The 19,809-nt window shown below is 71.3% G+C and carries 21 protein-coding genes; 12 read left to right on the forward strand and 9 right to left on the reverse strand.

Annotated elements, in window-relative coordinates:
- Positions 1 to 47 precede the first annotated feature (47 nt).
- Both ACH45E_RS35260 and ACH45E_RS35265 read left to right on the forward strand, forming a co-directional pair.
- On the forward strand, positions 48 to 446 hold the full coding sequence (locus tag ACH45E_RS35260) for a hypothetical protein (protein WP_361447485.1): 399 nt from the start codon (positions 48 to 50) through the stop codon (positions 444 to 446).
- A gap of 32 nt (positions 447 to 478) precedes the next feature.
- A complete protein-coding gene (locus tag ACH45E_RS35265) occupies positions 479 to 3,676 on the forward strand; it encodes a tetratricopeptide repeat protein (RefSeq protein ID WP_361447483.1) in 3,198 nt (1,065 codons plus the stop codon).
- A gap of 6 nt (positions 3,677 to 3,682) precedes the next feature.
- Here ACH45E_RS35265 and ACH45E_RS35270 read toward each other — a convergent pair whose 3' ends face one another.
- Positions 3,683 to 3,937, reverse strand: coding sequence for a hypothetical protein (locus ACH45E_RS35270; protein ID WP_361447481.1), 255 nt, complete (start codon positions 3,935 to 3,937; stop codon positions 3,683 to 3,685).
- A 1-nt stretch (position 3,938) separates the two neighbouring features.
- Entirely contained in the window at positions 3,939 to 4,820 is an 882-nt protein-coding gene (mca, locus tag ACH45E_RS35275; protein ID WP_361447479.1) for a mycothiol conjugate amidase Mca, read from the reverse strand.
- A gap of 158 nt (positions 4,821 to 4,978) precedes the next feature.
- On the opposite strand from mca, the gene ACH45E_RS35280 reads away from it, so the two are divergent.
- Both ACH45E_RS35280 and greA read left to right on the forward strand, forming a co-directional pair.
- The gene (locus tag ACH45E_RS35280) at positions 4,979 to 5,377 is read left to right on the forward strand and encodes a DUF4307 domain-containing protein (protein WP_361447477.1); all 399 of its coding nucleotides are present in this window, start codon (positions 4,979 to 4,981) and stop codon (positions 5,375 to 5,377) included.
- A gap of 169 nt (positions 5,378 to 5,546) precedes the next feature.
- Positions 5,547 to 6,047, forward strand: coding sequence for a transcription elongation factor GreA (greA, locus tag ACH45E_RS35285; RefSeq protein ID WP_361447475.1), 501 nt, complete (start codon positions 5,547 to 5,549; stop codon positions 6,045 to 6,047).
- A gap of 85 nt (positions 6,048 to 6,132) precedes the next feature.
- Here the strand turns inward: greA and ACH45E_RS35290 are convergent, their stop codons facing one another.
- The 3 genes from ACH45E_RS35290 to ilvA form a co-directional block, all read right to left on the reverse strand.
- A complete protein-coding gene (locus ACH45E_RS35290; RefSeq protein WP_361447473.1) occupies positions 6,133 to 6,990 on the reverse strand; it encodes an ABC transporter permease in 858 nt (285 codons plus the stop codon).
- Positions 6,987 to 8,024: an ATP-binding cassette domain-containing protein gene (locus tag ACH45E_RS35295; RefSeq protein ID WP_361447470.1), complete on the reverse strand. Its 1,038-nt coding sequence runs from the start codon at positions 8,022 to 8,024 to the stop codon at positions 6,987 to 6,989. The genes ACH45E_RS35290 and ACH45E_RS35295 overlap by 4 nt, the downstream gene beginning before the upstream one ends.
- A gap of 112 nt (positions 8,025 to 8,136) precedes the next feature.
- The gene (gene ilvA / locus ACH45E_RS35300) at positions 8,137 to 9,366 is read right to left on the reverse strand and encodes a threonine ammonia-lyase (RefSeq protein WP_361447468.1); all 1,230 of its coding nucleotides are present in this window, start codon (positions 9,364 to 9,366) and stop codon (positions 8,137 to 8,139) included.
- A 163-nt stretch (positions 9,367 to 9,529) separates the two neighbouring features.
- Here ilvA and ACH45E_RS35305 point away from each other — a divergent pair, with 163 nt between their 5' ends.
- The 3 genes from ACH45E_RS35305 (at position 9,530) to ACH45E_RS35315 (ending at position 10,895) form a co-directional block, all read left to right on the forward strand.
- On the forward strand, positions 9,530 to 10,030 hold the full coding sequence (locus ACH45E_RS35305; RefSeq protein ID WP_361447466.1) for a MarR family transcriptional regulator: 501 nt from the start codon (positions 9,530 to 9,532) through the stop codon (positions 10,028 to 10,030).
- 116 nt (positions 10,031 to 10,146) lie between these two features.
- Positions 10,147 to 10,650 carry a sigma factor-like helix-turn-helix DNA-binding protein gene (locus ACH45E_RS35310; RefSeq protein WP_361447464.1) on the forward strand — a complete coding sequence of 168 codons (504 nt, stop codon included), beginning with the start codon at positions 10,147 to 10,149 and terminating at the stop codon, positions 10,648 to 10,650.
- Positions 10,647 to 10,895, forward strand: a complete 249-nt coding sequence (locus ACH45E_RS35315; protein WP_361447462.1) for a hypothetical protein — start codon at positions 10,647 to 10,649, stop codon at positions 10,893 to 10,895. Before ACH45E_RS35310 ends, ACH45E_RS35315 begins: the two co-directional genes overlap by 4 nt.
- 33 nt (positions 10,896 to 10,928) lie before the next feature.
- On the opposite strand, the gene ACH45E_RS35320 is transcribed toward ACH45E_RS35315, so the two are convergent.
- Positions 10,929 to 12,083, reverse strand: coding sequence for a cystathionine gamma-synthase (locus ACH45E_RS35320; protein WP_361447460.1), 1,155 nt, complete (start codon positions 12,081 to 12,083; stop codon positions 10,929 to 10,931).
- 130 nt (positions 12,084 to 12,213) lie between these two features.
- Here ACH45E_RS35320 and ACH45E_RS35325 point away from each other — a divergent pair, with 130 nt between their 5' ends.
- From ACH45E_RS35325 to ACH45E_RS35335, 3 genes are all read left to right on the forward strand, one after another.
- Positions 12,214 to 13,332 (forward strand): hypothetical protein, encoded by a 1,119-nt coding sequence (locus tag ACH45E_RS35325; protein ID WP_361447458.1) that lies wholly within the window; start codon positions 12,214 to 12,216, stop codon positions 13,330 to 13,332.
- A 94-nt stretch (positions 13,333 to 13,426) separates the two neighbouring features.
- Positions 13,427 to 14,092 carry a peptide-methionine (S)-S-oxide reductase MsrA gene (gene msrA / locus ACH45E_RS35330; protein WP_361447456.1) on the forward strand — a complete coding sequence of 222 codons (666 nt, stop codon included), beginning with the start codon at positions 13,427 to 13,429 and terminating at the stop codon, positions 14,090 to 14,092.
- Between the two features lie 55 nt (positions 14,093 to 14,147).
- Positions 14,148 to 15,254 carry a serine hydrolase domain-containing protein gene (locus tag ACH45E_RS35335; RefSeq protein WP_361447454.1) on the forward strand — a complete coding sequence of 369 codons (1,107 nt, stop codon included), beginning with the start codon at positions 14,148 to 14,150 and terminating at the stop codon, positions 15,252 to 15,254.
- On the opposite strand, the gene ACH45E_RS35340 is transcribed toward ACH45E_RS35335, so the two are convergent.
- The gene (locus tag ACH45E_RS35340; RefSeq protein ID WP_361447452.1) at positions 15,224 to 15,418 is read right to left on the reverse strand and encodes a hypothetical protein; all 195 of its coding nucleotides are present in this window, start codon (positions 15,416 to 15,418) and stop codon (positions 15,224 to 15,226) included. The genes ACH45E_RS35335 and ACH45E_RS35340 overlap by 31 nt on opposite strands.
- A 159-nt stretch (positions 15,419 to 15,577) precedes the next feature.
- On the opposite strand from ACH45E_RS35340, the gene ACH45E_RS35345 reads away from it, so the two are divergent.
- A complete protein-coding gene (locus tag ACH45E_RS35345; protein ID WP_361447450.1) occupies positions 15,578 to 16,855 on the forward strand; it encodes a GNAT family N-acetyltransferase in 1,278 nt (425 codons plus the stop codon).
- 34 nt (positions 16,856 to 16,889) lie between these two features.
- On the opposite strand, the gene ACH45E_RS35350 is transcribed toward ACH45E_RS35345, so the two are convergent.
- Complete coding sequence (locus ACH45E_RS35350; protein ID WP_361447448.1) at positions 16,890 to 17,930, reverse strand: NAD(P)-dependent alcohol dehydrogenase; 1,041 nt, start codon at positions 17,928 to 17,930, stop codon at positions 16,890 to 16,892.
- A 117-nt stretch (positions 17,931 to 18,047) separates the two neighbouring features.
- Here ACH45E_RS35350 and ACH45E_RS35355 point away from each other — a divergent pair, with 117 nt between their 5' ends.
- Positions 18,048 to 18,959: a helix-turn-helix transcriptional regulator gene (locus ACH45E_RS35355; protein ID WP_361447446.1), complete on the forward strand. Its 912-nt coding sequence runs from the start codon at positions 18,048 to 18,050 to the stop codon at positions 18,957 to 18,959.
- Positions 18,960 to 18,982: 23 nt separating this feature from the next.
- Here ACH45E_RS35355 and ACH45E_RS35360 read toward each other — a convergent pair whose 3' ends face one another.
- Positions 18,983 to 19,753 (reverse strand): antibiotic biosynthesis monooxygenase, encoded by a 771-nt coding sequence (locus ACH45E_RS35360; protein WP_361447444.1) that lies wholly within the window; start codon positions 19,751 to 19,753, stop codon positions 18,983 to 18,985.
- Positions 19,754 to 19,809 lie beyond the last annotated feature (56 nt).

Consider the following 19,809-nt stretch of genomic DNA (forward strand, 5'->3'; position numbering starts at 1 on the left):
CGCAGAATTTTCTTTGCAGAATTTTCTCTGCGGTCTAGTGTGGGGGCATGCGAACGAAACGGATCCTGATCCTGCTCGGCGCGGCCTCGGCCCTGCTGGTGCCGTGGATGGTGGTGCTCGGTCTGACCCTCCCGGCGAGCACCGAGGTCCGGCACTGGTCCCTCGCCTGGATCGGCCTCGACCTCTTCATGGCCACGGGCTGCGCCGCCACGGCCTTCCTCGGCCTGCGCGGCGACCACCGAGCCCGCCTCACCTCCTCCGCGACGGCCGCCGTCGCGGTCCTCGACGCCTGGTTCGACATCACCACGGCGCCCTCGGGCGCCGCCCTGTTACAGGCCGCCGCCTGCGCGATGGCGGAGGCCGCGCTCGCCACCGCCTGCGTGCTTCTGGCACTCCGTGATCGTCGGCCCTCTCGCGCTCCCGCCCCCTCCGAAGGACACTCATAGGCAAAGGAGTTACCGCCGGAGGGGGACGGAACATGCGGGACGGCCATCGGGCGGAGGCCGAGCGGCTGGTGGCGCGGGCCGTGGAAGAGGAGGTACGGCGCTCGGGCGGACGGGCCGACGGGCAGGTGCTGCTGTCGCGGGCGCGCGGCGCACTGGACTCGATCTCCACGACGGCCGCCGAGGAGTACGAGGCGTACACGCGCGCCCTCGACGAGGGGGAGGCGGGACGGCTCACCTTCGCCCAGCGGTACGCGCGCGAGGGCGCCGGTACTCCCCTGCTGGTGGCGGGAGTCGCGGCGGTCGCGGCCACCGTGGCCGACCTGTCGCTCGGCACCGGCGCGGCGACCGCGTTCGGCGCGGGTGTCGCCGTCGGCGTCGTGGGCGCGGCGGCCACCGTCGTCAAAGTCGCCGGCTCCCATCTGCCCGCCGCCCACCACCGGGCCGGCGCGGCCGGCCAGCCGGGCGGCCCGGAGCAACTGCGTCTGCAGTGGCTGACCGCGCTGGAGGTACGGGGCATCCGTCCGTTCCTCGACCAGCAGCGGGTGCTCAGCGCCTCCACCGGCCCGAAGAAGAACGGGCCCCAGCTGCGCGGCTCGGACAAGAGCGCGGCGGCCCGCAGGCGCTCCGTGCTCGAGCAGTCCTTCACCCAACTACCGGACCCCGAGGGCCCGTTCGCGGGGCGGCGGACGGAGATGGCCCGGATCAGGCAGTGGGTGCAGTCGGCCCGGGCGACGACCGAGACCCGGCCGACGGTGGTCGTCCTGTACGGGACGCCCGGCTCGGGCCGGACGACCCTCGCGGTCCGCGCCACGCACGAGCTGAAGGACCATTTCCGCGGCGCGGTCGTCGTCGATCTGCGCGGCGACAGCCAGGAGCCGCCGCTGTCCACCCGGGAGGCGCTGCTGCATCTGCTCAACCGGCTCGGCGCGCCCCGCGAGCAGCTGCTGTTCCGTGAGCGGTCCTCCCCCGACCAGCAGGTCAAGCGGCTGAGCGAGCTCTACCACCAGCATCTGACGGGCCTGCCGGTGACGATCGTGCTGGACGACGCCTCGAACGCCGAGCAGGTCCGCGCCCTCGTTCCCGACCGCTCGGACAGCCTGGTGCTGGTCACCGCGCGGGGGCCGCTCGACCTGCCGCCGGACCTGCCGGCCTGGGTGCACCAGCTCCCGGTCGAGCCCCTGGAGGCGGCGGGTGCGGAGGAACTGCTGGACGCGGCCGCGCAGGACACCTCGGGGCCCTACGACGCCCAGTCCAGCGACCTGATCCGGGAGCTGTGCGGCGGCCTGCCGCTGGCGCTGCGCGTCGCGGGTTCCTGCCTGGGCCCGCGATCAGCGCCTCAGCTGGCCTCGGACCTGGCGGCATACGGCCCGGTCGAGCCGGTGGAGCGCGTGCTGTGGCTGCGCTACACCGACCAGTCGGAGCCGGCCCGGCGGCTGCTGAGACGGCTGGCGCTGGCCGGCCGCGCCTCCCTCGGCGCCGCCGCGGCGGCCGCGCTGCTCGCCACCGACGAGGCCGAAGCCACCCGTCACCTCGTCGCCCTCGCCCGGGCCGGCCTGATCGACCACGTCCGCGGCAACCGCTACCGGCTGCACGACCTGGTGCGTGCCTTCGCCCACGCCCGTCTGCTGGACGAGGAGGAACCGGCCGAGCGGACGGCCGCGCAGGAACGCCTGATCGTGAACTACGCGGAACTCGCCGACTCCGTGCTCCGCCTGGTCGACGGCAACATGTCGACCCGCTCGGACCGCTTCGGCCCGCACGGCTTCACCTCCCTCGACGAGGCGCTGCGCTGGCTGGACGACGAGTCGAGCTTCATCACGGCGGCGCTGCGCCATGCGGAAGGCGTGAACCAGTCGGCGGTGCTGAACCTGCTCGGCGCCCTGTGCGACTACTGCCTGCTGCGGGGCGACCTCTACCGCCTCGGTGAGATCAGCGAGCTCGCCCAGGCGGTGGACCAGGGTCTGCTGGTGCGCTCCGTGCAGTGGCGCACCGGTATCGCGGCACGTCAGCTCGGTGAGCTGGACAAGGCACGCACCACCCTGACGTCCGTGGTCGACCTCTATCTGGAGGCCCATCACGACGCGGGCGCCGCGCGGGCCCTGTGCTCGCTCGGTATCACCCTGCACCACCAGGGCAACCTCACGGAGGCGGCGGCCAAGCTGCAGGAGGCCCTGGACCTTCAGTCGGCGCCCGAGCTGGCCACGGACCGGGCCTGGACGATGCATGCGCTGGCCGCGGTGCAGCGCGACCGCGCCCGCCTGCCGGAAGCCCTGGACCTGCTGACGCGTTCCCTGGTCCTGCACCGCGAGGGCGGTTCGGTGCACGGCGAGGCCTGGGCCCACTTCCAGCTCGGCCAGCTGGCCCTGCGCATGGGCGACGTGCCCCGGGCGGAGACGGAACTGGGGGCCGCCCTCGACCGTTACGGCCGCACCCGCGACGCCCGCGGCGAGGCCTGGGCCCTGACGCAGCTGGCCCGGGCCCGGCTGGTCGACGGCGACGCGTCCCCGGCGGTGGAGGGCCTGCGCCAGGCGGCCGCCCGGCACCGGGAGAACGAGGATGTGCGCGGCGAGGCCTGGACGGGCTTCTACCTGGGCCTGGCGCTGGAGGAGACCGGCGATCTGGACCAGGCGGTCCGTGAGCTGGAGCGCTCCCGCACGATGTTCTCGCGGATGCGGGACGTCTACGGCCTGGCCTGCGCCCGTCACCACTCGGCCCGCGTCACCCGCGACCAGCGCGCCGCCCAGACCGGCTCGCTGCGCAACTCCGGTTTCGCCCGTCAGCTCCTGGTCGACGCCCGCGCCGACTTCCAGCGCATCGGCGTCGGCCACGGCGAGGCCTGGACCTGCCTGGAACTGGCGGTCGTCGACGCGGGCAACGCCCGCACCCAGCAGGCCCTCAGCCTGTGCGACGAGGCCCTCGGTCTGTTCACCGGGTACGGCGACCGCAGGGGCGAGGACTGGGCCCGCTTCCTGCGCTGCACCCTGCTGCCGTACGCGGCCCCCGGCGGGGTGGAGGTCGGCACGGCGGTGGCCCAGGAGGAACTGGCCCAGCTCGCCCGGGCCGGCCACCCGGGCCGGGACGAGAAGCTGGGCGAATACGTCGGTGCGTACCAGCTGCTCCTGGAACGGGGTGTCAGCCTGGAAGCGGGCTGGCAGGCATGGCGGCTGGGGATGGTGCCGGACCGGCATGCCCGGGAGGTGATGGGCGTCCCGGTGCCGGCCGGGCAGTGACCCCGCTCAGCCCCGCTGGGACTTGGCGTCGGCGGGGGCGGCTTCGGACTCCCCCTCGGGGTCCCCGGACTCGCCCTTGGGGTCCGGGGCCTCCTTGAAGTCGACCTTCTGCATGTGCTTGTTCATGGACTTCATCAGGGCCCAGACGGCCACGGCCATCACCGCGAAGACGATGAAACCGAGGACGCCGGGGGTGACCTTGTTCTCGTCGACCTCCTTGGCGAGGGGGACGAGGTGCGTCAGTGCCAGGCTCGCGCTCATGTCAGGCATTGTCGCGGATGCCCGCAAAGAGGTCGTCCTCGGGGAGGGAGGTATCGACGAGGGACTTCGCCAGCTCGTACTCCTCCGTCGGCCAGACCTCCTTCTGGACGTCCATCGGGACGCGGAACCAGCCGCCGTCCGGGTCGATCTGGGTGGCGTGCGCGATCAGCGCCTTGTCACGGATCTCGAAGAACTCCGCGCAGGGGATGTGCGTGGTGAGCACGCGCTCCTTGCGCTCGATCTCGCTCCAGCGCTTGAGCCACTCGCCGTAGGGGGACTCCAGGCCCCGGTCGAGCATCGCCTTGTGCAGGGCCTCGGTGCGCGGGCGGTTGAAGCCCTGGTTGTAGTACAGCTTCAGCGGCTGGTACGCCGGGCCGAACTCGCTCTCCGGGTACTTCTCGGTGTCCGCCGCGCCCTCGAACGCCACCATCGAGATCTTGTGGGTCATGATGTGGTCGGGGTGCGGGTAGCCGCCGTTCTCGTCGTAGGTGGTGATCACCTGGGGACGGAAGGAGCGGATCTGCTTGACCAGCTCACCGGCCGCCTTGTCGACGTCCTCGAGGGCGAAGCAACCCTCGGGCAGCGGGGGCAGCGGGTCGCCCTCGGGCAGGCCGGAGTCCACGAAGCCGAGCCATTCCTGCGTGACCCCGAGGATCTCGCGGGCCTCGTCCATCTCCTTCTTGCGGACCTCGTGGATGTGCTCCTCGATGTACTTGTCGCCCTGGAGCTTCGGATTGAGGATGGAGCCCCGCTCCCCGCCGGTGCAGGTCACCACCAGCACGTCCACCCCCTCCGACACGTACTTCGCCATGGTGGCCGCGCCCTTGCTCGACTCGTCGTCGGGGTGCGCGTGGACGGCCATCAGCCGCAGTTGGTCAGTCAAGACTCAATCCTCATAAGTCGGCGCCCCCGTGTCTCCGGGTGCGATGCAAAAGGTGCCGTCCCGCAGGGACGTCGTTGAGGGGCGGTGGTCGGGTGGCGGGCGGGAGGCTTCTATAGTGACCGAAACGGCGGGCGAATAATTCCGCGGAGAGGACGATCATGAGCACGGCGAGCACGCGGCTCCCTGAGGGCCGGTACGGCCGCTCATCGGACGAGCGCGCGGACCGCAAGCTCAAGGTCGCCGCGGTGGTCTTCGGCGCGGCCCTGCTGGCGCTGATCGGCTACTTCGCCTACCACTACGTCGCCGAGAACGAGATCAGCGCGCAGGTGATCACCTTCGACGCCTCGGACGACGCGGTCAAGGTGCATCTGGAGGTCCACAAGGACTCCGGCGCCTCCGGCTACTGCACCCTGCGCTCCCAGGCCGCCGACGGTGAGGTGGTGGGCCGGGCGGACTTCCGCTTCTCCGGATCCGCCACACGGATCGACAAGGTGGTCACGCTCCGTACGACGTCCAAGGGGACCACAGCCGAGCTGCTCGGGTGCCACGCCGACTGACGTCATCTGGAATGCGTAGGCGCTGACCTGCGTTGACATGAATCTGGAGGCTTATGTCCTCCCCCTTCGGCGGTTGAATTGTTAGGCTCGTGGTTTCGCCCTCCCATGGAGGAACATTCTTCTGGGTAGGGCGATGCTTTGTATTCCCAGTACCGACGAGGAGCACCCTGTGACCCAGACCAGCGAGAACGTCACCTGGCTGACCCAGGAGGCGTACAACAAGCTCAAGGATGAGCTTGAGTACCTTACTGGTCCTGCGCGCACGGAGATCGCCGCCAAGATCGCGGCCGCGCGCGAGGAGGGCGACCTGCGCGAGAACGGCGGGTACCACGCGGCCAAGGAGGAGCAGGGCAAGCAGGAGCTCCGTGTGCGCCAGTTGACCCAGCTCCTGGAGAACGCCCAGGTCGGCGAGGCTCCGGCCTCGACCGATGGTGCGGTCGCGCCGGGCATGGTCGTGACGATCGCCTTCGACGGTGACGAGGACGACACCATGACGTTCCTGCTCGCCTCGCGCGAGTACGCGAGTGCCGACATCGAGACGTACTCGCCGCAGTCCCCGCTGGGCGCCGGCGTGATCGGCCACAAGGTCGGCGACGACGCGGAGTACGAGCTGCCGAACGGCAAGAGGGCCTCGGTGCGGATCCTGAAGGCCGAGCCGTACTCGGGCTGAGAGGCTCCGGCCCGGCCCTGCCTACCGTTTCCTGACCTGCCCCCGGCGTCCACCTGGCGCCGGGGGCCTTGTCATGCGGTCGCCGTCATGCCGTCGCCGAGCGGTACTTGCGCACCGCGAGGGTCCGGAATATGACGACGATCAGGACCGAGTAGATCAGCGAGGCCCACACCGGGTGCTGCATGGGCCAGGCGTCCGACGCCGACTTGGGCGCGTTGGCGAACAAGACGCGGGCCGCCTGGACGGTGGCGCTGAACGGGTTCCAGTCCGCGACATGGCGCAGCCACGGGGTCATGTTGCTGGTGTCGACGAACGCGTTGGAGATGAAGGTCACCGGGAAGAGCCAGATCAGCCCGCCGGAGGTGGCCGCCTCCGGTGTGCGCACGGACAGACCGATCAGGGCGCCGATCCAGGTGAACGCGTACCCGAGCAGAAGCAGCAGACCGAAGGCCGCCAGGACCTTCCCGGCGTTGGTGTCCCCCACCGTCCCCGTGCGCCAGCCGACCAGCAGCGCGACCACGGCCAGGACGAGCAGGGTCAGTGCCGTCTGGACCAGGTCGGCGAGCGTGCGCCCGGTGAGCACCGCGCCGCGTGCCATGGGCAGCGAGCGGAAGCGGTCGATGAGGCCCTTGTGCATGTCGTCGGCGATGCCGGCGCCGGAGCTGGCGGTGGCGAAGGTGACGGTCTGCGCGAAGATGCCGGCCATGAGGAAGTTCTTGTAGGCGCTCGGGCTCGTGCTGCCGCCGATCTGCATGGAGCCGCCGAAGACATAGGTGAACAGCACCACGAACATGATCGGCTGGATGAGCCCGAAGATGACCATTTCGGGAATCCTGGACATGCGGATCAGATTCCGCTGGGCGACGATCAGCGAGTCCCGGACGGACTGGCTGACGGCGTTGCGGGGTGCCGCGACCGGCACGGTGTCGGTGACGGCGCTCATTTCACGCTCTCCTTGTTCTTCGCGGCGGTCTTCGCGCCAGCCTTCGCGGCGGTCTTGGCGTCGGACTTCGCGGCGCCGTTCTCCTCGTCCTTCACCTCGGCCACGTGTCCCGTCAGGGACAGGAAGACGTCGTCGAGGGTGGGACGGCGCAGCCCTATGTCGTCGATCTCGATGCCGCGGGTGTCCAGCTCGCGGATGACCTCGGCGAGCAGCTTGGCGCCGCCGGTGACGGGCACCGTGAGCTTGCGGGTGTGCTCCTCGACCGTGGTGTCGCCCTTGCCGAAGCCGCGCAGCACCTCTTCCGCGGTGGCGATATGGTCACGCTCGTGCACCACGACCTCCACACGCTCGCCGCCGGTGCGGGCCTTGAGCTGGTCGGAGGTGCCCTGGGCGATGACCCGGCCCTGGTCGACGACCGCGATGTCGTGGGCGAGGTGGTCGGCCTCTTCCAGGTACTGGGTGGTGAGCAGCAGGGTCGTCCCTCCCGAGACCAGCTGCTTGATGACCTCCCAGAGCTGCTGCCGGTTGCGCGGGTCGAGACCGGTCGTCGGCTCGTCCATGAACATCACGGGCGGGGAGACCACGAGGGCCGCCGCGAGGTCGAGCCGGCGACGCATGCCCCCGGAGTAGGTCTTGGTGGGCCGGTCGGCGGCCTCCGTGAGGTGGAACTGCTCCAGCAGCTCCTCCGCGCGGGTCTTCGCCGCCTTGGCCCTCATCTGGTACAGCCGGCCCACCATCTGCAGGTTCTCCCGGCCGGTCAGGTACTCGTCGACGGCCGCGAACTGGCCGGAGAGACCGATGGAGCGGCGTACGGCGTCGGGGTGTTTGAGCACGTCGATGCCCGCGACGACCGCCTGGCCGCGGTCGGGGCGCAGCAGGGTCGTCAGACAGCGGACGGTCGTCGTCTTGCCCGCGCCGTTCGGCCCGAGCAGGCCGAGGACCGTGCCCTCGGGAACGTCGAGGTCGACGCCGTCCAATGCCTTTACGTCGCCGAAGGTCTTCACCAGGCCTTCGGCATAGATGGCGCCTGGCATATGAGTCTCCACGTCTTCGGGGATGCTTCGGAGGATCCGCGGCACAGACTAACGCGATGTATCGCGTCCCTCAATGGAAATACTCGAACGAGTGAACCCCGAGGCCGCGGCCTCAGGCAATGACCGTGTAACCCGCCTCGCGCAACGCCTGGCCGACCTCGACGCAGTGCGCCGGTCCCTTCGTTTCGAGGTGCAGCTCGACCTCCGCCTCCGTGAGCCCGAGCCGGGGGTCGGTCCGTACATGGCTCACGTCGAGGACGTTAGCGTCCACCACTGACAACACCCCGAGAAGCGTGGCGAGGGCGCCGGGACGGTCGGTCAGCCGCAGCCGAACGGCCAGGTAGCGGCCCTGCGCGGCCATGCCGTGCCGCAGGACGCGCTGGAGCAGCACCGGATCGACGTTGCCGCCGGAGAGCACCGCGACGACCGGCCCGGGAAAGGCGCCGGGACCGCTCAGCAGCGCGGCGACCGGACTGGCACCGGCCGGCTCGACGACCAGCTTGGCCCGCTCCAGACACAGCAGCAGCGCCGCGGACAGCTCATCCTCGCTGACCGTGCGGACCTCGTCGACGAGGTCGCCGATGATGCGGAACGGCACGTCGCCGGGCCGCCCGACCTTGATGCCGTCGGCCATCGTCGCCGGGTTCTCGATCGCCACGGGACGCCCGGCCGCGAGCGAGGGCGGGTAGGCCGCCGACCCCGCCGCCTGCACACCGACGATCCGCACCTCCGGCCGGAGCGCCTTGACCGCCACCGCGATGCCGGCCGCGAGCCCGCCGCCGCCGATGCCGACGACGATCGTGCGCACCTCCGGGCACTGCTCCAGGATCTCCAGGCCGACCGTGCCCTGCCCCGCGATGATGTCCGGGTGGTCGAAGGGGTGGATGAACACCGCACCGGTCTCGGCCGCGTACTCCTGGGCCGCGGCCAGGGTCTCGTCGACCACCTGGCCGTGCAGGCGCACCTCGGCGCCGTAGTCACGGGTGGCGCTGATCTTGGGCAGCGGTGCGCCCTTCGGCATGAACACGGTGGCGTGCACCCCGAGCAGCGCGGAGGCCAGCGCCACGCCCTGCGCGTGGTTGCCGGCGCTCGCGGCGACCACTCCCGCGGCCCGTTCCTCGGGCAGCAGCCCCGCGATCCGCACATACGCGCCGCGCAGCTTGAACGAACCCGTCCGCTGGAGGTTCTCGCACTTCAGGTGCACCGGCGCGGAGACGAGCTGGGACAGGTGCCGGCTGCCCTCCATCGCGGTCGTCCGCGCCACCCCCGACAGCATCTTCTGCGCGCCGCGCACGTCGTCGAGGGTCACGGGCAGGAAAGAGTCAGCCGTGCTGTAGCTCATGACTCCAGTCTCGCAGTTCACAGTCGCGAGCGACTGGTGTGACCAAGCTCCGAGACCGGTTTGCGCAGCCCCGGTACGGCCCACCCCCCGGCCGCGTACTCTGTCCCCCAACCCAGCACCCCCTTCATGAAGCGAGCCCCCGGCCATGCCCACAACACCTGAAATGTCGATGGACATGACGACCGTCGGTGACCCCGGTCTCCTCGACACGCTGCAGCACGAGGTCGCGGTGTTCGCCCGCCGTGCCGAACAGACCCGGCTCGGCGGCGTCGGGCAGGTGCGCAACTCCATGGACCGCGCCGCATACCTGCTGCTCAACCGCCTCGACAAGGAAGGCCCGATGGGCGTCAAGGCGCTCGCCGCGAGCATGGGGATCGACTCCTCGACGGTCACCCGGCAGGTTGCTCCACTCGTGGACACAGGGCTCGTCAAGCGCACCTCGCACCCCGAGGACGGCCGTGCGGTGGTGCTCCAGCTGTCGCCGCGCGGGCTGTCCCGGCTGGAGGAAGTGCGTTCGTCCAGGCGGCAGTTGATGGCCGAGCTGACCCACGACTGGGCGCCGGGGGAGCGCGAGGCGTTCTGCACGCTCCTGACGCGCTTCAACACCGCGCTCTCCGCGCGCATGACGGTCCAGGGCGTGCCGGAGACGCCGTCGGCCTCCTGAGCTCCCCCGCGCCGCCCCGGGCGGCGGGTCCGCACACGCGCGTGCCGCACGGCTCTTGACCACGGGCCCGCCACTGGCCTCAGATGAGACAAGACGGCCCCCCAGGGGGAGGCGTGGTGCGAGAACGGCAGGCGTCAGGACACGCCCGCCGTGCCCGGGAGTTCGAGGCGTTCGTCGCGGGTGCGGGCGGGCGGCTGCTGCATGCCGCCACACTGCTCACCGGGGAGGCGCCGGACGACAACCCGCGCGCGCGGCACCTGCTGACGCTGACGCTCGCGCACACGTACGCGTGCTGGGACCGGCTGCGCGGGGAGGACCCGTACGACTGCGCCCGCCAGTACCTGGCCACACGGTTCGCCCGCGGCGCCTGGCACGAGTACGGCGGCTTCGCCCGGCCCCGCCCGCACCCCCGCGGCGCCCTGGCCGTCCTCACGCCCCAGGAGCGCCTGATCGTCGTCCTGCGGCTGTACGAAGGAGTGGCCGAGGAGCAGGTGGCGGCGCTGCTCGGGCTGTCCCTGGAGCGGGTCTGCGTCATCTGCGACCGCGCGACGGCCACCGTGCTGGACCCGCCCCGCAGACAGCGACCGACGGTTGCGGGAGCGAAGGTGGCGCCGTCATGAACCGGTCCGCGCGTGAGGCCACCGTGCGGCACATGATGGAACAGATGTCGCCGCGGGTGCCGCCGGAGCTGTACGCGGACGCCGTGCGGCGCGGCGGCCGCCTGCTGCGCCGCAGGGCCGCGGCCCGCCGCCTGATGTGGCTGCTGCTGTGCGCCGCGTGCGTCGCCTTCACCGTCTGGGCGCTGACGGCACACCCCTGGGTGGAGCCGCCGTCCCAGACGACTCCACCGCTGACCGGCTGGTGACCCCGGGAGCCCTTGGAGCCCCGGGAGCCGGGCCTAGCCGAGGGCCTGCTGGAGGTCCTCCAGAAGGTCCTCGACGTTCTCGATGCCCACGGAGAGGCGGACCAGGTCGGCGGGTACCTCCAGGGCCGAGCCGGCCGCGGAGGCGTGGGTCATGCGCCCCGGGTGCTCGATCAGCGACTCGACACCGCCCAGGGACTCGCCGAGCGTGAAGACCTTCGCCCGGTTGCACACCTCGACGGCCGCCTCCTCGCCGCCCGCGACCCGGAAGGAGACCATGCCGCCGAACGCCCTCATCTGCTTGGCGGCCACCTCGTGACCGGGGTGCTCGGGCAGGCCCGGGTACAGGACGCTCGTCACGCGCGCGTGCCGGGTGAGCATGTCGGCGATCTTCGTGGCGTTCTCGCTGTGCCGGTCCATGCGCACCGACAGCGTCTTGGTGCCGCGCAGCACCAGCCAGGAGTCGAAGGGCCCGGCGACCGCGCCCATCGCGTTCTGGTGGTACGCCAGCTCCTCGCCCAGCCCCTCGTCCGCCGTGATCAGCGCGCCGCCGACGACGTCCGAGTGGCCGCCCATGTACTTGGTGAGGGAGTGCACGACGACGTCCGCGCCGAGCGAGAGCGGCTGCTGGAGGTAGGGCGTGGCGAAGGTGTTGTCCACGACGAGCTTCGCGCCGGCGTCGTGGGCGACCTGGGCGACGGCGGCGATGTCGGTGATGCCGAGCAGCGGGTTGGAGGGGGTCTCCACCCAGACCGCCTTGGTCTTCGGGGTGATGGCGGCCCGTACGGCGGCCGGATCGCTGGTGTCGGCGACGGACCACTCGACCCCCCACCGGGTGACCACCTTCGCGAACAGGCGGAACGTGCCGCCGTACGCGTCGTTGGGAATCACGACGTGGTCGCCGGGGCTGAGCAGCGTACGCAACAGGGTGTCCTCGGCCGCCAGCCCGGACGCGAACGCCAGGCCCCGGCGGCCGCCCTCCAGGGCGGCGAGGTTCTCCTCCAGGGCGGTCCTGGTCGGGTTGGCGCTGCGGCTGTACTCGTAGCCGCCGCGCAGGCCGCCGACGCCGTCCTGCTTGTAGGTCGAGACCTGGTAGATCGGCGGGACGACCGCGCCGGTCAGGGGATCGGCGGTGTTGCCCGCGTGGATCGCGAGAGTCTCGAAATGCTGACTGATGTGCCTGTCGCTCATGGGGACCGAGCGTAATGCGCTCGCGGGGCCGATGACGGACGGCGGGGCTCGGACGGTGGGGCGGGAGGGTTTTCCACAGGTGCCGCGAACCGGTTGGCCAATTGTCGGCGGTGTCTGGTTCGCTTGACGCATGTCGATTCTCTGGGTCCTGATGGCGCTGCTCATGCTGGGCTTCGTGCTGCTCCCGACGCTGCGGCGCAGGCGCGGGATGATCGAGCAGGTGTCTCCGGACCACCCGGACGCCGCGGACCCGGCGGACTACGGCTTCGTGCGCCAGGAGGATCTGGACATCCGGATGCCCGGCCCCGACCAGGACCTGCTGGACGTCCTGGACCTGGTGCAGCGTACCCAGGACTACCGCGCGGCGGCGCAGCTGCTGGCCGGCACCGAGACCGAGGGTGAGCCGCGCTGGCAGCGCGTGCAGGCCTTCGCGGGCGCGGCGGCGCTGGAGCTGCAGCAGCGGCCCGGCGGGGTCCATGAGACGCCCGGCGGGCAGTGGCTGCGGGTGTGGCGGGCCGAGCAGCCCAAGGACGCGGGCGGCGCCGCCGTGCACGCGGAGTTCCTGGTGCAGCAGGCGTGGCGCACGTCGACGCCCGGCTCGGACGAGTTCCGGATCATCATGGAGGAGGCCCGGGAAGCCTGCGCCCAGGCAGCCCTGCTGGCCCCCGGCGACCCGGTCCCGCACATCGTCGAGCTGTCGGTGGCGCGCGGACTGGCCTACTCCCAGCCGGAGTTCGAGAAGCTCTGGCTGAAGATCCTGGACCGCGACCCCGCCCACATGGGCGCCCATCTCGCGGCCCTGCACTACTGGTGCGAGAAGTGGCACGGCTCCCGTGAGCTGGCGTACTCCTTCGCGGAGGCCGCCGCGGCCCGTGCCCCGCGGGGCTCCCTGCTGGCCGCGATGCCGCTGTTCGCGGTGTTCGAGCACCTCCCCGAGGTGAACCTGGTCAGCAGCTTCTACCAGAGCGAGGTCGTCACCAAGGCCATCCACGGCGCGCTCCACGCGGTGCACGCGGCACGCCCCGACGACCCGATGCAGGCGCACGTCCGACACCTGCTGGTCTTCTTCCTGGTACGCGCCGAGCGCTGGGCCGAGGCCATGAACCAGCTGATACACGTCGACGGCCATGTCGGTGCCCTCCCCTGGATCCTGTCCGCCGACCCGGCCGCCGAGTTCGCCCTGCACCGCGCCCTGGCGGTGGCCGGCTACGAGGCGAACGGCGGCAGCCCGGCGACGCTGCTCAGCTGACCGGAACCGGAATTCGGGCGGTATCCGAAACGTTGTGCGGGGTGCCGCCGGCGCCCCGTGCGGGCGGCTCACCCCAGACCGACAGGGAGACCTCATGCTCTTCGGCCGTACGCCCCAGCTGCCCACCGCCGAGCAGGCGCTCAAGGGCCGCCCCGCGCCCGTGTCCGAGGTCCCCGACCGTCACACGGTCCTCGGCAACCCACTCCAGGGCCCCTACCCCGGAGGTCTGGAGGTCGCCGACTTTGGTCTGGGCTGCTTCTGGGGCGCCGAGCGCAAGTTCTGGCAGCTCCCGGCAGGGGTGTGGACGACCCTGGTCGGCTACCAGGGCGGCTACACCGAGAACCCCGCGTACGAGGAGGTCTGCTCGGGCCTGACCGGCCACACGGAGGCCGTCCGCGTGGTCTACGACCCGAAGCTGATCTCGTACGACCGCCTCCTGAAGACCTTCTGGGAATCACACAACCCCACCCAGGGCTTCCGCCAGGGCAACGACGTGGGCACCCAGTACCGCTCCGCGATCTACACCCACACCCCCGAACAGTCCGCCACCGCCGAGGCCTCCCGCGCCGCCTACCAAAAGCTCCTGACCGCCTCCGGCCACGGCACGATCACCACCGAGATCCTCCCGGCCGAGGGCCGCCCCTTCTACCCGGCCGAGGCGTATCACCAGCAGTACCTCGACAAGAACCCGGCGGGGTACTGCGGGCTCGGCGGGACGGGGGTGTCCTGCCCCATCGGCGTTGCGCCGGCGGCAGGATGACGTAGCGACGGAAATTCGGTTGCCCCTGGCGGGCCGGTGCGCGCTAATGCGGTGTATGGCCGACATTCAGGGCTCATACGATGATCTGTTCACCGCGGTGCCGAGTGCGCTGGCCGGATTGCTGGACGAGGGAGACGCGGGGGCCTCGGTCGCGGTCTTCGTGGACGGTGAGCCGGTGGTGGACGTCTGGGGTGGGTTCGCCGACGCGGACCGCACGGTTCCGTGGCAGCGGGACACGATCGCCAATGTCTTTTCCGTCACCAAGACGATGACGGCGCTGTGCGCGCTGATCCTGGCCGACCGCGGCGACCTCGATCCGGCCGCGCCGGTCGGCCGGTACTGGCCTGAGTTCGCCGCGGCGGGCAAGGAGAAGGTGCTGGTGCGGCACCTGCTCGCGCACACCGCGGGCCTGCCCGACTGGGACGGGCCGATCGAGGAGGTCTACGACTGGCCGTCCGCCACGGCACGTCTGGCCGCGCAGGCCCCACAGTGGGAACCGGGCACCGCGGCCGGATACCACTCGCTCACCCAGGGGTTTCTCGTGGGCGAGGTCGTACGCCGGATCACCGGCCGGAGCCTGGGCGAGTTCTTCGCGCAGGAGGTGGCCGGGCCGCTGGGCGCCGACTTCCACATCGGACTGCCTGCCGAGCACGACCACCGGGTGGCGCTCACCGTCCCGCCGCCGTCCCGGGACGAGGACTACGCCGCGAGCGCGCCGGGCGGCAGCGCGTCCCCCGGCGTCGGCACCGTCGTACGGCTCCGTGACGGGAACAGCGTGGCCTGGCGCCGCGCGCAGATCCCCGCGGCGAGCGGCTTCGGCAACGCCCGCTCGGTCGCCCTCGTGCAGTCGGTGCTGGCCTGCTCAGGCGCGGTGGGCGGGGTACGGCTGCTGTCGCGGGCGGGCTGTGACCGGGCGAGGGAGGAGCAGTTCAGCGGCGAGGACCGCCGCCTGGGCATGCAGGTCCGCTGGGGACTGGGCTACGGACTGTTCGGCAACACCTTCGGGTGGGGCGGCTGGGGCGGCTCCATCGTCATGATCGATCCCGAGGAGCGTATGGCGGTGGCGTACGTGACCGATCAGATGCGCGAACCCGCGGCCGACAACCGGGGACTGGAGCTTGTGATGGCCGCCTACGACGGGCTCAAAGGGCTGCGGGCCTGAGCCGACGGGGCACCGCCGGGGGCCTCGATGGTGAGGACGCGGTCGCGCAGGACGGGGAGTTCGGCGCGGGTTCGGGCGACCTGCGCCATGTCGAAGTCCACCGTCACCGTTTCCTCGGTGGTGCGGGCCTCGCCGAGGACGGTTCCCCAGGGGTCGACGGCCATGCTGTGCCCGTCCGCACGGTCCAGCCGCGCGGTCCATGCACACGGCCCAGGGGAACCTGTCACCTACGTGCGTAGGTAGCCACACGTGTATCTCGCGCCCCGGCACCCGTCGCCCCAGCGGGAGACAATGGGACTCCCGAGCCGGGCGAGGTGGTGGCGATGCCCGCATGGCGTCTGCGTGACTATCACGACGACGATCTCGACCAGGCCATCCAGATCTGGGACCAGAGCCGCCTGGCCGACGAGCACCCGGTGTTTCCGGTGTCCGAGGTGATGGCGGCGGCCAAGGCCGGTCAGCCGGCGGTGGTCGCGGCGGTCGGTGAGGAACTGGTCGGCATGGCCGTGGCCGAGGCGCACGGCAAGCGAGGGTGGGTCCTCCAGGTCGCGCTCGCCTCCCGCTGGCGTGAGCGCGGGATCGGCAGTGCGCTCCTCGGCGAGCTCGAGCGACGCCTGCGGGCGCTGGGCGTGCGCCACATCAGTGCGCTGCTGCCCGCGGGCGCCGCCGGGACGAAGGCTCTGGAGAACTCCGCTTTCCGGTGCCGCGACGACCTGGCCTACTTCGAGAAATTCGAACCGCCCGGCGCGGCCGACGCCGATGTCCTCGCGGCGCTGGGCGGCCGCATGCTGCCCGACGGGCTGTGGGCGGCCATGGCCGGCATGGAACGCGAGAAGCGGGTCGTCGAGCGCCGTGTCGTGCTCCCGCTGACGGAGCCGGCGCTGGCCGACCGCTACGGCGTCCTGCCGCCCAAGGCGGTCATCCTGTTCGGCCCGCCCGGCACCGGGAAGACCAGTTTCGCCAAGGCGGTCGCCTCGCGGCTCGGCTGGCCGTTCGTGGAGCTCTTCCCGTCCCGGCTGGCGGCCGACACGAGCGAGGGGCTGGCGGCGGCGCTGCGGGAGGTGTTCGCGGATCTGGCGGACCTGGACTCGGTGCTGCTCTTCATCGACGAGGTCGAGGAGATCGCCGGCGCGCGGTCCGGGAAGGCGGTCGATCCCGGGCACGGGGTGACCAACGAGCTGCTCAAGCTCATCCCCGTCTTCCGCGAGCCGGACGCACGGCTGCTGGTCTGCGCCACCAACTCGGTCCGCTCGCTCGACGCGGCCTTTCTGCGGCCGGGCCGGTTCGACTACGTCCTGCCCATCGGACCCCCGGACCGGACCGCCCGCACGGCGATCTGGGCCCGCTATCTCCGGGCCGCCACCGACTCCGTGGACCTCGCCCGGCTGGTCGAGGCCACCGAGCTGTTCACCCCGGCCGACATCGAGTTCGCCGCCCGCAAGGGCGCGCAGGCGGCGTTCGAACGCGAGGTCACGCACCGCGAGGGCCGGCCGGCCACCACCGAGGACTACATGGCAGCCGTCGCCGACACCCGGCCGACGCTCACCTCGCGGGCGATCGAGGAGTTCACCGAGGACATCGAGAAGTACAGCCGCCTCTGAACTCCCCGGCTCAGATCGTCGGCGCTCCCCCGGCTCAGATCGTCGACGTGTCGATCACGAACCGGTAGCGGACGTCGCTGGCCAGCACCCGCTCGTACGCCTCGTTGATCTGGTCCGCGCGGATCAGCTCGATCTCGGCGCCCAGGCCGTGCTCGGCACAGAAGTCCAGCATCTCCTGGGTCTCGGGGAGGCCGCCGATGCCCGAGCTGCTGAGGCTGCGGCGGTTACCGAAGATCGACTGGAGGGTGATCTGGACCGGCTCCTCGGGCAGGCCCACGTTGACCATCGTGCCGTCCGTGCGCAGCAGGGACAGGTAGGCGGAGAAGTCGAGCGGGGCCGAGACCGTGTTGAGGATCAGGTCGAAGGTGCCCTTGAGCTCCTCGAAGGTCGCCGGGTCGCTGGTGGCGTAGTAGTGGTCGGCGCCCAGCCCCAGGCCGTCGTCCTTCTTGCGCAGGGACTGCGAGAGGACGGTGACCTCCGCGCCGAGCGCGTGCGCGATCTTGACGCCCATGTGGCCGAGGCCGCCGAGGCCGACGACGGCGACCTTCTTGCCGGGGCCGGCGTTCCAGTGCCTGAGCGGCGAGTACGTGGTAATACCGGCGCACAGCAGGGGCGCGGCCACGTCCAGGGAGAGACCGTCGGGAACGCGGACGACGAAGCGCTCGTCCACGACGATCTTCTCCGAGTAGCCGCCGTAGGTGGGCTCACCGTCCTTGCCGACCGCGTTGTACGTCCCGACGGCGCCGCCGGTGCAGTACTGCTCCAGGCCGGCCTCGCAGTTGTCGCACTCGCGGCAGGAGTCGACCAGGCAGCCGACGCCCACCCGGTCGCCGACGGCGAACTTGGTGACGCCGGAGCCGACCTCGGAGACGACGCCCGCGATCTCGTGGCCGGGGACCATCGGGAAGATCGCCTCGCCCCAGCCTTCCCGGGCCTGGTGGATGTCGGAGTGGCAGATGCCGGCGAACTTGATGTCGATCAGTACGTCGTTCTCGCCGACCGCCCGCCGCTCGATGGTGGTCCGCTCCAGCGGAGCCTTGCCGGCGGGGGTGGCGTATGCAGCAACAGTGGTCATGCGTCGAGCCTGCCCCATGGCCCCACATTCACCCAGATCACGCTTCTGCGTACGACTGCCGTGCCTACCACTGGCGGGGTCAGGCTCATGAGCGTACGACCAGGAATACTGGGCCGTATGGACGCACAGCCCCAGCCCTCCGGACAGCCCCAGCCCTCCGGACCGTCCCTGGACCGGCGTGCCGAACTGAGCGAGTTCCTGCGCAGCCGGCGCGCCCGGCTGAAGCCGGAGGACGTGGGTCTGCCCGACTTCGGGCGGCACCGGCGGGTGCCCGGGCTGCGTCGCGAGGAGCTGGCGCAGCTGGCCGGGGTCTCGGTGGCGTACTACACCCGTCTGGAGCAGGGCAACGGGCAGAACGTGTCGGTGGAGGTACTCGACTCCATCGCCCGCGCCCTCAGGCTGACGGACGCCGAACAGGCCCACCTCACCCGCCTCGCCAAGGGCAAGCAGCACAAGAAGAAGCCGTCGGCGCGACCGCAGCAGGTGCGGGTGGCGATCGGGCAGCTGCTGGACACGCTGGACTCGGTGCCCGCGTACGTCGTCGGGCGGCGCTCGGAGATCCTCGCATGGAACCGGATGGCGGCGGCGGTCTTCGGCGACTGGGCCGAGCTGCCGGCGGCGGAGCGGAACTGGGCGCGGCTGGTGTTCCTGAAGCCGGAGTACCGGGACCTGTACGAGGACTGGGAGCAGAAGGCGATCGACATCGTCTGCGCCCTGCGGATGGACGCCGGCTGCTACCCGGACGACCCGCGGCTGTCCGCCCTGGTGGGCGAGCTCTCCGTGAAGAGCGAGGACTTCCGGCGGCTGTGGGCGACGCACGACGTCAAGGAGAAGAGCCACGGCCTCAAGCGGCTGCGGCATCCGCTGGTCGGCGCGCTGTCCTTGAACTTCGAGTCGTTCAAGATGGCGGGCGACGCGGACCAGAGCATGATCGTCTATCACGCCGAGCCGGGTTCCCCGTCGGCGGAGGCGCTCCGCCTGCTGGCCAGCTGGGGGGCGGACGCGGCCCGCGCGGGCGCCTCCGGCTGACCGGCGCCCGGGCGGGCCCCGCGTCACCCCTGGTACGGCGGCGCGGCTCCCCACGTCCACTTCGGCACCGGCTGCTCCGCCGGGGGCTTGGCGTCCGGACCGGAGAAGTACACGGCGAGCCGGGTGCCCCACTCCACGTAGGCCAGGAACGCCGACCGGAACTCGGCATCGGCGGGCAGGCCCGCCTCGTCCGCCGCGTCCTGGATCAGGTTCACCCAGCGGCGGCGCTGCGGCTCGGTGATGTGCTTGCCGAAGTGCTTGGCGACCATGTGGGAGTGCCCGCCCTGGGTCTCCGAGTAGCGGGTCGGCCCGCCGAAGACCTCGGCCAGCCACAGGGCGACGTGCGCGGCATGCTCCGGGGCGAGGTCGGCGAAGAGGGGGGCGAGGAGGTCGTCCTTCACCACCTTGTCGTAGAAGACGTCGGTCAGCCGGGCGAAGGCCTCGGCGCCGCCCGCCCAGTCGTAGAGGGTGGAGGTCGCGGCACCGGTGCCGTGTACCGCCGTCGGCCGGTAGTGGCGCATCTCCTCGATGTGCTCGACGTAGGGGCGGATCTCGGCGAGGAAGGAGGGGAACAGGCCGGACTTGCGGAAGCCCTCCAGGTGGTCCCGCGTCGAGGTCCAGGTGATCCGGAGGACGTAGTGCTCGAAGTCCTCCTCGCAACGCGTCAGTTCGTAGTCGACGCAGTGCGGGGACGCCGCCAGGTGGGTGGCCGCGCGGGTGTAGGCGGCGAGGAACTCCGCCGACTGCTGCTCGGGGATGCGATACCGGATGTATTCGACCGTGTGAGCCGTCATGGACCCACACAAACACGGACGGCCCGCCGGAAGCTGCTCTTCCGGCGGGCCGTTCG

Origin of the sequence: Streptomyces sp. NPDC020299, assembly GCF_044387825.1 — a bacterium.
In the GTDB taxonomy this organism is placed as follows: domain Bacteria; phylum Actinomycetota; class Actinomycetes; order Streptomycetales; family Streptomycetaceae; genus Streptomyces.